At 72.1% G+C, this 14696-nt stretch carries 13 protein-coding genes; 6 read left to right on the top strand and 7 right to left on the bottom strand.

The features are described 5' to 3' along the window. Positions 1 to 22: 22 nt before the first annotated feature. Positions 23 to 829 carry an ABC transporter permease gene (locus HQQ85_RS08200; protein ID WP_173182046.1) on the bottom strand — a complete coding sequence of 269 codons (807 nt, stop codon included), beginning with the start codon at positions 827 to 829 and terminating at the stop codon, positions 23 to 25. Continuing rightward, positions 826 to 1728 carry an ATP-binding cassette domain-containing protein gene (locus HQQ85_RS08195; protein ID WP_173182045.1) on the bottom strand — a complete coding sequence of 301 codons (903 nt, stop codon included), beginning with the start codon at positions 1726 to 1728 and terminating at the stop codon, positions 826 to 828. The genes HQQ85_RS08200 and HQQ85_RS08195 overlap by 4 nt, the downstream gene beginning before the upstream one ends. Before the next feature lie 134 nt (positions 1729 to 1862). On the opposite strand from HQQ85_RS08195, the gene HQQ85_RS08190 reads away from it, so the two are divergent. Next, the gene (locus tag HQQ85_RS08190; protein WP_173182044.1) at positions 1863 to 3311 is read left to right on the top strand and encodes an LssY C-terminal domain-containing protein; all 1449 of its coding nucleotides are present in this window, start codon (positions 1863 to 1865) and stop codon (positions 3309 to 3311) included. 43 nt (positions 3312 to 3354) lie between these two features. Here the strand turns inward: HQQ85_RS08190 and HQQ85_RS08185 are convergent, their stop codons facing one another. Beyond that, positions 3355 to 4203, bottom strand: a complete 849-nt coding sequence (locus HQQ85_RS08185) for an isocitrate lyase/phosphoenolpyruvate mutase family protein (protein ID WP_173182043.1) — start codon at positions 4201 to 4203, stop codon at positions 3355 to 3357. Positions 4204 to 4329: 126 nt separating this feature from the next. Here HQQ85_RS08185 and HQQ85_RS08180 point away from each other — a divergent pair, with 126 nt between their 5' ends. Next, positions 4330 to 4797, top strand: coding sequence for a MarR family winged helix-turn-helix transcriptional regulator (locus HQQ85_RS08180; protein ID WP_173182042.1), 468 nt, complete (start codon positions 4330 to 4332; stop codon positions 4795 to 4797). A 28-nt stretch (positions 4798 to 4825) separates the two neighbouring features. Here HQQ85_RS08180 and HQQ85_RS08175 read toward each other — a convergent pair whose 3' ends face one another. Continuing rightward, on the bottom strand, positions 4826 to 5116 hold the full coding sequence (locus HQQ85_RS08175) for a hypothetical protein (RefSeq protein WP_173182041.1): 291 nt from the start codon (positions 5114 to 5116) through the stop codon (positions 4826 to 4828). Between the two features lie 37 nt (positions 5117 to 5153). Further along, positions 5154 to 6134 carry a rhodanese-related sulfurtransferase gene (locus HQQ85_RS08170; protein WP_173182040.1) on the bottom strand — a complete coding sequence of 327 codons (981 nt, stop codon included), beginning with the start codon at positions 6132 to 6134 and terminating at the stop codon, positions 5154 to 5156. A gap of 110 nt (positions 6135 to 6244) precedes the next feature. On the opposite strand from HQQ85_RS08170, the gene HQQ85_RS08165 reads away from it, so the two are divergent. From HQQ85_RS08165 to HQQ85_RS08155, 3 genes are all read left to right on the top strand, one after another. Next, complete coding sequence (locus tag HQQ85_RS08165) at positions 6245 to 6799, top strand: acyl-CoA thioesterase (RefSeq protein WP_371741816.1); 555 nt, start codon at positions 6245 to 6247, stop codon at positions 6797 to 6799. 106 nt (positions 6800 to 6905) lie between these two features. After that, the gene (locus HQQ85_RS21615) at positions 6906 to 7499 is read left to right on the top strand and encodes a nucleotidyltransferase domain-containing protein (protein ID WP_173182038.1); all 594 of its coding nucleotides are present in this window, start codon (positions 6906 to 6908) and stop codon (positions 7497 to 7499) included. Continuing rightward, positions 7492 to 7896 carry a hypothetical protein gene (locus tag HQQ85_RS08155; RefSeq protein ID WP_173182037.1) on the top strand — a complete coding sequence of 135 codons (405 nt, stop codon included), beginning with the start codon at positions 7492 to 7494 and terminating at the stop codon, positions 7894 to 7896. Before HQQ85_RS21615 ends, HQQ85_RS08155 begins: the two co-directional genes overlap by 8 nt. A 1-nt stretch (position 7897) precedes the next feature. On the opposite strand, the gene HQQ85_RS08150 is transcribed toward HQQ85_RS08155, so the two are convergent. Together HQQ85_RS08150 and HQQ85_RS08145 are read right to left on the bottom strand one after the other, a co-directional pair. Beyond that, the gene (locus tag HQQ85_RS08150; protein ID WP_173182036.1) at positions 7898 to 8731 is read right to left on the bottom strand and encodes a siderophore-interacting protein; all 834 of its coding nucleotides are present in this window, start codon (positions 8729 to 8731) and stop codon (positions 7898 to 7900) included. 75 nt (positions 8732 to 8806) lie between these two features. Then, on the bottom strand, positions 8807 to 10381 hold the full coding sequence (locus HQQ85_RS08145) for an NAD(P)/FAD-dependent oxidoreductase (protein ID WP_173182035.1): 1575 nt from the start codon (positions 10379 to 10381) through the stop codon (positions 8807 to 8809). A gap of 42 nt (positions 10382 to 10423) precedes the next feature. Between HQQ85_RS08145 and HQQ85_RS20990 the strand changes: the two genes are divergently transcribed. Beyond that, the gene (locus HQQ85_RS20990) at positions 10424 to 14590 is read left to right on the top strand and encodes a proline dehydrogenase family protein (protein WP_254069296.1); all 4167 of its coding nucleotides are present in this window, start codon (positions 10424 to 10426) and stop codon (positions 14588 to 14590) included. Positions 14591 to 14696 lie beyond the last annotated feature (106 nt).

Here is a 14696-nt window from a genome sequence, read left to right as displayed (position 1 = left end):
GGTCTGAATGGGGCGGACACGGTCAGGAGACGTCGCGCCGCCAGCTCGTGGCGAAGCCGATCAGCGTGGTCACCGCGGCGATGGCGGCGAGCACGAGCCCGCCCTGCCACCACTCCAACGCCACGCCCCCGGTGCCCGACATCGCGGTGTAGATGCTCGAGCCCACGAGCGCGTCGCTCGCCGACCCCGGCAGGAACTGCCCGATCTGCGCCGACCAGTCGGTGATCGTCGACCCCAGCCGCAGCAGCGGCTCGACGAACTGCGTGAATGCCAGCACGATCACGATCGCCGCGACCTGGCTGGGCACCAGGGTGCCGAGCCCGACGCCGATCGCGGCCCAGAGCGCCATGGCGAGCAGCGAGCGGCCGACGAAGGCCCAGGTGTCGGGGTCGCCGAGCAGCGGGTCGATGCCGAAGCCCGCGAGCACGGCCGCCCCGGCACCCATCGAGGCGAGCAGCGCGAGCACCCCGAAGCCGGCGCCGGCGAGGAAGAGCGTGATCAGCTTGCCCGTGAGCACCACGCCCCGGCGCGGGATCGCGAGGAAGGTGGGCGTCAGCGACTGGAAGCGGAACTCGCTCGTGACGGCCAGCGCCCCGAACAGCACCGGGAAGACGTAGCCGACCGAGGTGGCGAAGCTGTAGATGAGCAGCGGGATCTGCGCGTCGGGCAGCACCGGCCCGTTCGTGTTCGTGCCGAGCCCGCCGAAGATCGCGCCGAGGCCTCCCGCGCAGAGGGCGACGTAGCCGACCATGATGAGCGCGAGCACCCACCACAGGCGGGTGCTGGTGATCTTGGTGGTCTCGGAGCGGACCGAGCGGAGGAGGCTCACAGCGACCCCTCCTCTCCGACGAGCGTGAGGAAGCTCTCTTCGAGCCCCGTGCGCTTCTGCGACAATCCGGTCAACGGGATGCCCGCGTCGAACGCCAGCCGCCCGATCTCGCCGGCCTCGGCGTTGTCGACGAGCACCCCCGAGCGCAGGTTGGAGACGGTGTACCCCGCCCCCCGGATGATCTCGGCCAGTCGGTCGCGGTCAGTCGCGTTCACCTGCACCTGCTTCGTGTCGGAGGTGTCGAGGGTCGACAGCTCGCCGCGGTGCACCAGGGTGCCGTGCGAGATGATGACGACCTCGTCGACGGTCTGCGCCACCTCGCTGAGCAGGTGCGAGCTGATCAGCACGGTGCGGCCCTCGGCGGCCATCGCCCGAAGGAGCAGCCGGATCCACTTGATGCCCTCGGGGTCGAGGCCGTTGATCGGCTCGTCGAGCACGAGCACGCCCGGGTCGCCCAGCAGGGCGAAGGCGAGGCCGAGGCGCTGGCGCATGCCGAGCGAGTAGCCGCCCACCCGGCGGTTCGCGTAGCCGGCGAGCCCCACCTTCTCGAGCGCCGCATCCGGAGCCGTCTTCGACAGCCCCGCGGCCTGCGCGTACACGGCCAGGTGGTTGCGGGCCGAGCGGCCGGGGTGGAAGCTCGCGGCTTCGAGCGAGGCGCCCACGGTCGACAGCGGCGAGTCGAGTGCGGCGTAGGCGGTGCCGCCGAAGCTCGCGCTGCCCGAGCTCGGCTGCACCAGACCGAGCAGCATGCGCAGGGAGGTGGTCTTGCCGGCGCCGTTCGGGCCGAGGAAGCCGGTGACCTGCCCGGGCTCGACGGTGAAGGTGAGGTCGGAGACCGCTGCCACCTGCCCGAACTTCTTCGTCAGGCCTGAGAATTCGATGGGTACGCCGGTGGGCATGGATGCCTGTCCTGTCGGTGTCCGGATGGGGAACGCGCGGCCGCCACCGCTCATCCAGCCTAGGGTGGCGGTCGCGGCTTGTCACAGGAATCCCGGGAATCTGAGAGAATCCCAGAGACGAAAGGATGCTGTGGATGGCTCCACGGGACGCCGACGCGGCTGAGCGCGAGCTCGAGGACTCCTCGCTCGCCGAGCACATCCGTCGCCGCACCCTCCGCGCCTCCGTCGGCCTCGTCGTCGACAGCGTGTTCTTCTTCTTCGGCACCGTGTCGATCGGCTGGCTGGCCTTCCTGGTGGTGACCGAGTCGTTCGCCCGCGGTTGGCAGCAGCTGTGGTTCCTGCTGGTGTTCTGGGTGGTCGTGGCGTACCTGCTGCTCCCGCGGGTGCACAGCATCCTGACCCTGTTCTACGTGCCCGACTACTTCATCGGGCGAGCCCGCACCCGCGAGGGGCTGCTCGGAGACCCGGTCAACGTGGCGCTGCGGGGCAATGAGGAGCAGATCCACGAGGCGATGATCCGCGCGGGCTGGCACCGGGCCGACGACATGGGCCTCACCTCGGCGCTCCGCACGGTGCGCGGCACCCTGCTGAACCGCAGCTACCCGGGCGCCCCCGTCTCGCGGCTCTACCTCTTCGGCACCGTGCAGGCCTTCACCTATCAGCAGGAGGTGGAGGGCACCCCCTCCAAGCGCCACCACGTGCGGTTCTGGCGCTGCCCCGCGGGCTGGCTGCTGCCCGGCGGGCACGAGGCCGACTGGCTCGCCGCCGGCACCTACGACCGCAGCATCGGCATCTCCTTCTTCACCCTCCAGGTCACGCACCGCATCGACAAGGAGACCGACAAGGAGCGCGACCACATCGTCTCGACGCTGGTCGAGGGCAATCCCGCGGCGTCGGTCGAGCTCATCCGCAACTTCTCCACCGGCTACCACCACATCAACGGCGGGGGCGACGCGATCGTCACCGACGGCGACCTGCCCGTGGTCGACCTGACGGCGGTGCCGCTGCCCACGTCGGAGGAGGCCGAGAGCGACGGGCTCCCGCACGCCGAGAAGCCGGTGGCGCCGAGCCCTGCCGCGGTGTTCTCGGAGTCGCCGATCGCCGGCACCGGCCGGCCCGCCTCGATCTACCTCGGTGTGCTGCTGATGGCGGCGCGGGTGGTCGCGGCGCTGATCGCCGTGATCGTCGTGGCGTTCTCGATCGGCGACGGGCAGCTCGACTTCCGCACCCTGACCGGAGCGCTGACCCCGGCCGACTCGGCCTACCTGTCGTCGCTGGTGGCGGCCGTGTTCGTGGCGCTGGCGCTCGTGATCAGCGCGCTGTACTCGGTGCTCGCGTTCCTGATCTTCCACGGGCACAACTGGGCGCGCTTCACGGCGATGGGGCTGGGCTCGGCGGCCATCCTGATCACCGCCGTCGACTTCTTCGGCGGCGGGCCGCAGATCACGCTGCAGACGAACCTGGTGGGGCTGTCGTTCGACGTGCTGGTGCTGCTGGCGCTGTCGGGCACGGATGCGCGGCGGTTCTCGCACCGGCGGGCGCTCGAGCGGCGCGAGGCCCGGGCGGCGCGGCGCGGTCGCTAGCGGGCCCGGCGGTGGTCGGGGCTGCGGTCGGTGCTGCTGCGGCTCAGGTGAGCAGCTGGGTGCCCGGCGGCAGCGAGCCGCCCGCGTAGAGCTCGAGGGCGGACTGCTGGAGGGCCGTCAGCGCCACCCGCTGAGGCCAGGGCCCGTACGAGATGCGCGCGATGCCGAGCTCCTCGTAGCGCTTCGGCGAGAGCGACCCGGGAACGCCGATCACGCTCACTCGGCGCTCGCCGATGCCCTCGACGAGCCGCCCGGCGAGCTCCTCGTCGATCAGCCCCGGCACGAACACGCAGGAGGCGCCCGCGTCGAGGTACGCCCGCCCGCGCTCGATGGCGTCGGCCACCGCGTCGTCGAGCGGCCGGTCGCCGCGCAGCAGCAGAGCATCCGTTCTCGCATTGAGCGCGAAGCGCACGCCCTCGGCCTCGGCCGCCTTGACCACCTCGGCGACGTTCTCGACCGACTCGATGTGCGGGCGCATGGCGTCCTCGAGGTTCGCACCCACCACGCCCACGCCGATCGCGCGGCGCACGGTCTCGCCCGGGTCGCCGTAGCCGCTCTCGAGGTCGGCGCTCACCGGCAGCGAGGTCGACAGCGCGATGCGGCCGACGGCCTCGATCATCAGGTCGACGGGGATGCGCTCGCCGTCCTCGTAGCCGTAGGAGGCGGCGATGGCGTGGCTGGCCGTGGCGAGCGCCTTCGTCTGGGGGAGGTCGGCGAGCACGAGCGCGCTCGCGACGTCCCAGACGTTGACGACCGTGAGGATCTCGGGGGCGTGATGCAGGGCGAGCAGCGCGTCGGCGCGGTCGTGCACGAGCTCGTGGCTGGGGTGGGCGACGGTGGGGTCGTAGGCGTCGGCGCTGCCGGCGGCGGAGGTGCGCTGCGGGTCGGTCATGCAGCGAGCATACGGCTCGGGTCGGCCCTCGTCGCAGACCGCCGCTTCGCGCTCGGCCTAGGTAATCGGGCCCGAAGGGAGCAGAGTGGGGAGTGCGGCACCGGCTGCCGCTCGGAAGGGATCGCGATGTCGAACACCGATGAGACTGCCGGACGAGCGGTTCTCGACGCTCTGGTGCGGCTGCGAGCCGCCGAGGAGGAGAAGCGCAAGATCGTCAAGGTGCAGACCGGCCTCAGCGAGAACGACCAGGAGGCGCTCCGCGTGGTCGTCGACGGCGGGGCGAGCGGCGAGCCCGTCGGGCCCGCGCACCTGGCCAAGGCCCTGGAGATCACGGCTGCCTCGATCACGGTCATGCTGGATCGGCTCGAGAAGCGCGGACTGCTGCGCCGTGCCGCCAGCACGACCGACCGCCGTGCCCTGCTGCTCCGGCCGACCGAAGCGGGCATCGCCCTGTCGGCGGCCGCCCACGCGACCAGCACGGCGAGCGACCGGCTCTTCGACACCCTTCCCGCGGAGAACGCGGCGATCATCACGCAGTTCCTCGAGAGACTGAGCGAGACCGTCGCCGAGCCCCTCGCCCCGGCGGCCGTCTAGGCCCAGCCCGAGGGTCGGTCGGGCCCGCTCAGGCGTTCGGGCCTCGGGGCGGTCGGCGGGTGCGCGCCGTGGCCAGGGTGAAGCCCGCCCAGAACGCCAGCGCGGCCAGCCCTAGGGCGACGGCCGCCGCTCCCGCGATCGAGCCCCAGCCGATGACCATCGCGCCGGTCGGGCTGAACACCGTCGCCGACAGGGGCGCGTACGCGAACCAGCCGAACGACGCGGACTGCGGTGTCGAGACGACGATTGCCACGAGCCCGGCCGCCATCACCGCGACGGCGAGCAGCGGGACGAGGACCGTGGTGACGAGACGCCGCATGGCTCCACGCTAGCCTGCGCGGCGGGCCCCCGGCCGATCAGGCGGGGGCCGGCGTCGAGGTGGGGGTGGGCGCAGAGGCGGGGGCGGGCGTCGCGGCGGGGGCGTGCGCCGCGCAGTGCAGCGGAGGGTGCTCGGCGCAGGCGACGAGCTGCTCGCGGCAGGACGGGTCGGCGCAGTTGCGCAGGGTCGACGTGGGGGCCTGGCAGACGGTGCAGCGGGAGATCGGCGCCGGGTCGCGGCCGAAGCTGAGTGAGCCCCGGCCGTCGAAGACGTAGAGGGCGCCCTTCCAGAGGCCCCGGTCGCCGAAGGCCTCGGTGTAGCGCACGATGCCGCCGTCGAGCTGGTACACCTCGCCGAAGCCCCGCGCGGTCATCAGCGCCGACAGCACCTCGCAGCGGATGCCGCCCGTGCAGTACGTCACGACCGGCTTGTCCTTCAGATGGTCGTACTTGCCGCTGTCGAGCTCGGCCACGAAGTCGCGCGTGGTCGCCACCTCGGGCACCACCGCGCCCTCGAACCGGCCGATCGCGGCCTCGAAGGCGTTGCGCCCGTCGAAGAACACGACCTCCTCGCCCGCCGCGCGCTTGGCCTCGACCAGCTCGTGCAGGGCCTCGGGCGCGAGGTGCGTGCCGCCGCCCACCACGCCGCCGGCGTCGACCGTCAACTCCCCGGGGGCGCCAAAGCTCACGATCTCGTCGCGCACCTTCACGCTCAGCCGGGGGAAGTCGGTGCTCGCCCGATACACGGTGTGCCTGGATGCGCGGCCCTCCTCGAGCCCCGTGCCTTCGCTCCACTTCACGTCCAGTCCCGCAAACGGCGCGAACTCCCGCGTCTTCCGCACGTAGCGCTTCACGGCGTCGAGCTCACCGCCGAGCGTTCCGTTGATGCCGTCTTTCGAGATCAGGATGCGCCCCCGCAGGCCGAGCGACTCGGCCAGATCGCGCTGCCACAGCCGCACGGCGTCGGGGTCGGGCACCGGCGCGAAGACGTAGTAGAGGATGATCTTCGGCGCGGGCATCCGCTGATTTTAGTCGTCGGGGCTGGATGGCCGGCCTCTCGGCGCCCCTGGTGCTTGTAGGTCTTCACAGTCGTCAGCGCGAACCGCCGCACGATGTCTACGATCGCTGGGTGCACTTCTTCTTCCGGACGCTCCTCGGCATGCTCAGCGCGCGCTTCCGTTCCCCGCTCGGCATCTGGGACGTCGGGAGCCGGCCGTTCCGGGTGCTGCCGACCGACCTCGACGTGCTGCGTCACATGAACAACGGCGTCTACTTCTCGCTGCTCGACATCGCCCGCCTCGACCTGCTCACCCGGAGCGGGCTGTGGCCCGAGCTGCAGCGGCGCGGGTGGTACCCGGTCGTGGTGGCCGAGACGATGAGCTTCCGGCGCTCGCTCGAGCTGGGGCAGCGGTTCGAGATCGAGACGCGGATGCTCGGGTTCGACGAGCGCTCGCTCTACGTGGAGCAGCGGTTCGTGGTGAAGGGCGAGGTGTATGCGCGGGCGTTCATCCGGGCGCGGTTGCTGAAGCGATCCGGCGGCATCGTGACGGTGCCCGAGGTGATGGAGCTGCCCGGGGTCGGCGCGGCGCCTTCGGACGGGCGTATGCCCTCGTGGATCGCGGGCTGGGCGGCCGGCACCCAGCTGCCCTCGACGAAGGTGCCCGCGCGCAGCGACTGGAGCTGAGTGCAACCCGAGTTGTCGTTGAGCAACCAGGGTTGCTCCTGAGCAACTTCAGTTGCATACTGGCGTCATGGATCTCGAGTCCCCGCTTCGCACGATCGCCTCACCGGTGGAGGCCGAGGTTCTTCGTGTGCTGGCCGGAGCGGATGCCGAATTCAGTGCGCCGGAGGTTCACCGACTCGTCGGGTCAGCCTCGCAGTTCGGCGTTCGCAAGGCTCTAGTGCGTCTGTCCGAGACGGGGCTCGTCCACTCGACGACCCATGGGAACTCCACCTTCTGGAAGGGGAATCGCCGGCACGTCCTCTGGCCCGCGATCGAGGCGGCCGTCGATGCCCGGCGGATGTTCCTCGACCGTCTTCGCAGCGAACTGGCGAAGCGCGACGGGCTCGCGGCCTACCTCTACGGATCGTTCGCCAGACGATCAGCGGGCCCGGAATCGGACATCGACATCCTCATCGTGCATCCGGACGACACCTCGCACGACACGATCGTGGACTTCGCCTTCGATCTCGGGGAGAAGATCTTGGCCTGGACGGGCAACGAGGGACACCTCTACAACGCGACGCGAACGGTCGTCCGGGAGTCGGTCGATGCGGCCGACCCTGTCATCGTGTCGATCCGTCAGGATGCGGTGACCGTGATCGGCCCGGATTTCGAGCAGCTCCTCCGTCAACTCCGGGTAGAAGCGCGCTCGCATGCCTAGAACCACCACCGTGAGTCTGGACAGGGCCGGGGCTCGAGCCCGGCTGAAGGAAGCGCATCTCTACCTCTCGGCCGCTGAACTCCTCGACTCGGGCGGTGCAGCGGAGAACAAGGTCGCGGGGTCCAACGCGATCATGGCCGGTATCGCCGCAGCCGATGCGATCTGCGGCCTCGTGCTGGGCGAGCGCAGTTCCGGTGACGACCATTCCCAGGCCATCGGTCTCATCAGAAAGGCCACGCACCCCTCGACCAAGGCGGCGAACAGCCTGAAGCGCCTTCTCACGCAGAAGACGCCGGTGCAGTACGGCGCCGACGCGATCAGCGCGAGCGAGGCAGCTGACCTGATCCGCTGGGCACGCGACATCGTGCTCGAGGCCGACGAGAAGGACCGCTTCTGAGTCAGGCGGTGGCCTTCCAGTAGCCGTTCAGGGCTACGCGGGTGGCGGGGAGGCCGAGGTCTTTGCGGAGGTGCTGGCGGAGGGGGACGAGGGCGGCGGCCTCGCCCGCGCCGAAGACGAAGGCGTGCTCGTCGAGGGGGCCGAGGCCGCGGAGCGCCGCGAGGAGCTGGCCGGCGCCGTGCTCGCGGAGGAGCCAGAGGATGTCGGCGCGCATCCGGAGCTCGTCGGGGAAGTAGCTGCGGGCGCGGGCGTCGGCGACCTCGAGCAGCACGGAGATCGGCGTTCCGGCGGGCAGCTGCTCGAGCCAGCGGGCGATGGCGGGGAGGGCTGACTCGTCGCCGAGGAGGAGCACCGCGGTCGCGTCGGCGAGGAGGGCCTTCGAGACGCGGGGGCCTCCGACCACGAGGCGGTCGCCCGGGCGGGCGGAGGCGGCCCAGGTGGAGGCGACGCCGGTGCCGTGGAGGAGGATGTCGAGGTCGAGTTCGGCGGGGCGGGCCTCCGTGGCGGGGTGGTCGGTGGTGGCCGGGCGGGCCTCGGTGGCGGGGCGGAAGGCGCGCGGGGTGTAGTCGCGGGCGAGGACGGGGGCGCGGGGGGCTCCGGCATCGGGGTCGGTGCCGGGGAGACGCGGGGTCGGAACCGTGATCTCGCCGGTCGCCGAGTCGGGGAAGAAGACCTTCACGTGGTCGTCGGGACCGGTGGCGGGGAAGCCGTCCAGGTCGGCGCCGGTGAGGGTGACGCGGGCGAAGACGGGGGTGACGCGGGCGACGCCGGCGACCGTGAGGTGGCGGAGGGCGGGGAGGTGATGGGTGGTGGGGCGGTCGAAGGGGGCGGGCATCCGGAATCTGCTTCGGGTCGGTGGTCGCGGGTTGTGGGGCTCTTCGTCGCAGGTGGCGGCTGCTGCCAGGCGGGGTCAGGCGGTGTCGTCGAGCACGGCCATGGCTGCGCTGTGGCCGCCGAGGCCCGAGACGCCGCCGCCGCGACGCGTGCCGGCGCCGCAGAGCAGGATGCGCGCGTGACGGGTCGCGACTCCCCAGCGCTCGGCGGCGGTGCTGCGCGGAGCGTCGTCGGGTAGGAACGGCCAGCTCAATGGCCCGTGGAAGATGTGGCCGCCGGGAAGGCCGAGGGCCCGCTCGAGGTCGGCGGTCGTCTTGGTCTCGATGCAGGGGCGGCCGGCGGCGTCGGTGAGCAGCAGCGGTTCGATCGGTTCGGCGAGCACGCTGTTCAACGAGGCGAGCACGGCGGCCTGCAGCTCGTCGCGGGAGGCGCCGAGGCGGTGCGGGGTGTGCAGGGCGAAGACGGTGAGCGTCTGCGCGCCCTGATCCTGCAGCTCGGGCGCCAGGATGCTCGGATCGGTGAGCGAGTGGCAGTAGATCTCGGCGGGCACGGGGCTGGGGATGCGTCCGGCCTCGGCGTCGCGCACCGCCTGCTCGAGTTGCGACTCGAGTTCGTTGATGTGGAAGGTGCCGCCGAAGGCCGCCTCGGGGGAGACCGAGGTGTCGCGGAGGTGGGGAAGGCGGCGGAGGAGGAGGTTGACCTTGGTCTGGGCGCCCTCGGGTTCGGCGGTGGGCTCTGGCTCGTCGTTCGGTCCGGCCGCCATCAGGTGATCGAGGACCGTGGGGGCCACGTTCGCGAGCACGTATCCGCCGCGCACCTCGACGTGGTCTCCGCCTTCGTCGGCCGTGCTGCGGTAGGCGACCGCGCCGGTCGGCGACACGCTCACCACCTCGGCGCCCGTGCGGAACTCGACACCGGCCTCGCGGGCCACCCGTTCGAGCTCGCCCGTCACCGCGCCCATGCCGCCGACGGGCACGTCCCAGTCGCCGGTTCCGCCGCCGATCACGTGGTAGAGGAAGCAGATGTTCTGCTGCAGCGACGGGTCGTCGAGCGAGGCGAAGGTGCCGATCAGGCCGTCGGTCGCCACGACGCCCCGCACCAGGTCGTTCTCGAAGCGGGCGCGCAGGGTGCGGCCGAGCGGATGCTCGAACAGCTCGGTCCACAGGGCGTCGTCCCCGAGCATCCGCCGCACCTCGGACTCGGTGGGCAGCGGGCCGGTCATCGTCGGCCAGACGGCTGCGGCCACGCGAGCGAGGTCGGCGGTCAGGCCCTTGAAGGCGTCGGCGTCGTGCTCGGCACCGAGGGCGCTGAAGGATGCCCGGGTGGCGGCCGGGTCGTGGTTGTCGATGAGGAGACCGCGGTCGGATCCGGGCTCGGGCGTGTAGGAGGAGTAGCGGCGGCGGATCAGCTCGAGGTCGAGCCCCAGCTCGTCGATGATCGTGCGGGGGAGCAGGCTGACGAGATAGGAGTAGCGGCTCAAGCGCGCGTCCATGCCCTCGAAGGCATACGCCGAGACGGCGGCGCCACCGAGCACGTCGTTCTTCTCGAGCACGCACACGCTTCGGCCGGCTCGGGCCAGGTAGGCGGCCGCGACGAGGCCGTTGTGTCCTCCACCGACGACCACGACGTCGAAGTTCTGCACAGCTGGCATGCCCTGAGCCTAACGGCGGCACCCGCGATCTATCCTCGGAGCATGACCGAGCTGCACTCCCACCCGTCCCAGCCCGCTCCGGGCGAGCCTTCGGACGACGGGGTGGGGTCGGGTGCGAGTGCGAGTGCGGGCGCGGGCGTTGGCGCCGCCTCCGTCGGGAATGCCGAGGCGGCGGGTGCTGTGGGTGCGGCGGGGGGCGACTCTGCCGTGGGCGACTCTGCCGGGGTCGACTCTGCCGGGGTCGACGCGTCGGTGCCGCTGGCCGAGGCCGCGGTGGCGTTGGCCCGGCGGTGGGTCGACGAGAGCGCGGGGGCGCCGGTCGATCCGGCGGCGGCTCGGCTCGCGGGGGTGCTGAAAGATCCCGACGGGCTCGGGTTCACCGTGGGGTTCGTCGACGGGGTGGCCCGGCCCGAAGACCTCGCGGTGGCCGCCAAGAACCTGAAGCGGCTGGCCGAGCGGGTGCCGCACTTCCTCCCGCCGGCGCTCCGGGCGGCGGTCGTCACCGGCGGCGCGGTCGGCGAGGTGCTGCCCCAGGCGGTGGTGCCGGTCGCGCGGCGGGTGCTGCGCGCGATGGTCGGCCACCTGATCGTCGACTCGCGCCCCTCGAAGTTCGGGCCCGCGGTGAAGAAGCTCCGCGAGGCCGGCGACGGGGCCGTGCGTCTGAACATCAACCTCCTCGGCGAGGCCGTGCTCGGAGACCGCGAGGCGGAGAACCGCCTGAACGGCACCAAGAAGCTGCTGCAGCGGCCCGACGTCGACTACGTCTCGGTGAAGGTCTCGTCGGTCGCGGCCCAGCTGTCGATGTGGGCGTTCGACGAGACGGTCGAGCGCGTCGCCCAGACCCTCATCCCGCTCTACCGCATCGCCGCCAAGAAGAGCCCCCTGGGGCTCGAGGCGCCGGGCGAGCATCCGGATCGCACCTTCATCAACCTCGACATGGAGGAGTACCGCGACCTCGATCTGACGATCGCGGTCTTCCAGCGCATCCTCGACGAGCCCGACTACCTCGACCTCGAGGCCGGCATCGTGCTGCAGGCCTACCTGCCGGATGCGCTGCCCGCCCTCCAGCGTCTGCACGAGTGGGCCGCCGAACGCCGCAGCCGCGGTGGGGCGCCCATCAAGGTGCGTGTCGTCAAGGGCGCGAACCTGGCGATGGAGCACGTCGACGCCGTGCTGCACGGCTGGCCCCAGGCCACCTACGACTCGAAGCGGCAGACCGACACCAACTACAAGCGGGTGCTCGACTGGGCCCTCCGCCCCGAGCACGTCGACGCCGTGCGCATCGGCGTGGCCGGCCACAACCTGTTCGACCTGGCCTGGGCCTGGCTGCTCGCCGAGCGGCGCGGGGTGACGGATGCGGTGGACGTCGAGATGCTGCTCGGCATGGCGACCGGCCAGGCCGAGGCCGTGCGCAAGACCGTCGGCTCGCTGCTGCTCTACACGCCGGTGGTCGCACCGAAGGAGTTCGACGTGGCCATCGGGTACCTCGTGCGCCGGCTCGAGGAGAACGCGTCCGACGAGAACTTCATGTCGTCGCTGTTCGAGCTCGCGTCGACGCCGTCGGCCTTCGACAAGGAGCGCGACCGCTTCCTGGCTTCGCTCGCTGCCCTCGAGGCCGAGCTCGAGGTGGAGGATGCGCCGGCCCACGACGGCGATGCGCCACAGCCAGCGGTGGGCGATTCCGATGTGGAGGAGGCGGACAGCGACTTGCAGCCGTCCGACGCCAGCCCGGATGAGGGCGCTTCGGGCGGCGAGCCGGAGCCGTCGGAGCTGGAGCGGGAGGCCAAGGAGGCTTTGCGCGTGGCGCTCGCGGAGCTGGAGGCCGAGCAGGCACGCCAGGTGTCGCTCGCCGAGCTGCGGGCGGAGACGGCCGCGATCGATCTCGACGCCGAGAGCGGCGAGGACGCGTCGGAGTCGGCCGCGGAGATCTCGCCGAGTGGTGGCGGCCCGAGTGCGTCCGGCACGGTCGCAGCAGACGGCCCGGTGGGCGAACGTTCACCGGCTGGTGGGCCGGGGTCCGGGTCGATCGGTGCGGTGGGTGGGGCGGAGTCCGGATCGTACGGCTCGGCTGGTGCCGGGGGATCGGGAGCTGTCGGTTCGGCGGGCCGTGCGGCGGGCGCGGACGTGGGGCCGCGGCGCACGCAGAACCGGCTGACGGGGGATCTGGAGCCGGCGGCGGCGGAGTTCCGGAACACGCCGGACACCGACACGTCGCTCGCGGCGAACCGGGCCTGGGGGGCGCGGATCCTCGCGCGGGTGGCGGGGTCGACGCTCGGGGTCGAGACGATCGAGTCCGCGCGGGTCGACGACGAGGTGCAGCTCGACGGGATCGTCGCCGCCGCGGTCGCCGCCGGGGAACGGTGGGGAGCCCGGAGTGCCGCCGAGCGCGCCCGGTACATCCGTCGGGCCGGCTACGCCCTCGAGGCGAACCGCGACCGTCTGATCGAGGTGATGGCGGCCGAGACGGGCAAGACCATCGATCAGGCCGACCCCGAGGTGAGCGAGGCCATCGACTTCGCCGGGTACTACGCGCACACGGCCCTCGAGCTCGACACCGTCGACGGCGCGGTCTTCGTGCCGTCTCGGCTCACGGTGGTGGTGCCGCCGTGGAACTTCCCGGTCGCCATCCCGGCCGGGGGAGTGCTCGCGGCGCTCGCCGCCGGAAGCGCCGTCATCATCAAGCCGGCCCCGCAGGCGCGGCGGTCGGCGGCGGTGATGGTCGAGGCGCTCTGGGAGTCGGGCATCCCGCGCGAGCTCCTCACGCTGGTCGACGTCGACGAGGGCGACCTCGGTCGGCAGCTGATGTCCGACGAGCGGGTCGACCGGCTCATCCTGACCGGCTCCTACGACACCGCCGCCTTGTTCCGCTCGTGGCGGCCGACCCTCCCGCTGCTCGCCGAGACGAGCGGCAAGAACGCCATCGTGGTGACTCCGAGCGCCGACCTCGACCTCGCCGTCTCCGACCTGGTGTCGAGTGCCTTCGGACACGCGGGGCAGAAGTGCTCGGCCGCGAGCCTCGTCATCCTGGTCGGCTCGGTGGCGCGCTCGGAGCGCTTCCGCCGTCAGCTGATCGATGCGGTGACCTCGCTCAGGGTCGGCTACCCGTCCGACCCCGAGAGCCGGATGGGGCCGCTGATCGAGCCGGCGAGCGGCAAGCTCGCCGAAGCGCTGACGACCCTGGGGTCGGGCGAGCGCTGGCTCGTCGAGCCGAAGCAGCTCGACGGCAGCGGGCGCCTCTGGTCGCCGGGGGTGCGCGAGGGCGTCATGCCGGGCACGGCCTTCCACCTCACCGAGTACTTCGGGCCGGTGCTCGGGATCATGCACGCCACGAGCCTCGAGCAGGCGATCGAGCTGCAGAACGCGGTGCCCTACGGCCTGACCGCGGGGCTGCACTCGCTCGACTCCGACGAGGTGCGGCAGTGGCTCGCGAAGGTCGAGGCGGGCAACCTCTACGTCAACCGCGGCACCACCGGCGCGATCGTGCGCCGACAGCCGTTCGGTGGCTGGAAGAAGTCGTCGGTCGGAGCAGGCGCCAAGGCCGGCGGCCCGAACTACCTCGTGCACCTCGGAACCTGGCGCACCGAGCCAGGCGAGCCGGGTGAGGGGCCGAACCTCGCCGGGCTCTCTCCGGCGGTCGTGCAGCTGCTCGAGTCGGCCACCGCCGGGCTCGACTGGGAGGACTTCGACGCCGCCCGCCGCGGGGCCAAGAGCGACCAGGCCGCCTTAAGCTCGTTCTTCCAGCCGAGCGACCCCTCAGCGCTCGTGGTCGAGCGCAACGTGCTGCGGTACCTGCCGGTGCCCGTCGCGATCCGGCTGTCGGAGGGCCGGCCGCTGCACGAGCTCGTGCGGGTGCTCGCCGCCGCGACGCTCGCCGGGTCGAAGGTGTCGGTCAGTTCGGCGAGCAAGCTGCCGAGGCCGCTCCGGGTGCTGCTGAAGGAGCGGGGCGTGAAGGTCGTCATCGAGAAGGACGCCGCGTGGCTGAAGCGGGCGCCGCAGTTCGTGGGGGAGGTGCCGCGCATCCGTCTGATCGGCGGTGACGCCGGGGCGCTCGCCGTGGCCCTCGACGGCTCGCCCGAGCTCGCGGTGCACGCGGGCGAGGTCACCCGCGCCGGCCGCCTGGAGCTGCTGCCGTTCCTCCGAGAGCAGGCGGTCTCGGCGACGGCCCACCGCTTCGGCAACCCCACCCCGCTCCTCGACGGCATCCTCTAGCCCGCGGCCCGCCGGCTGCACGCCGGCCACCGGGGCACCGGCCACCCGGCCACCCGGGCAGCCGGGGCGCCGGGCAGCCGTGCCGCCAGCCGCCCTTCGGCAAGCC

Origin of the sequence: Herbiconiux sp. VKM Ac-2851, from assembly GCF_013205105.1 — a bacterium.
In the GTDB taxonomy this organism is placed as follows: domain Bacteria; phylum Actinomycetota; class Actinomycetes; order Actinomycetales; family Microbacteriaceae; genus Herbiconiux; species Herbiconiux flava.
This window is presented reverse-complemented; position numbering and strand designations above follow the sequence as displayed.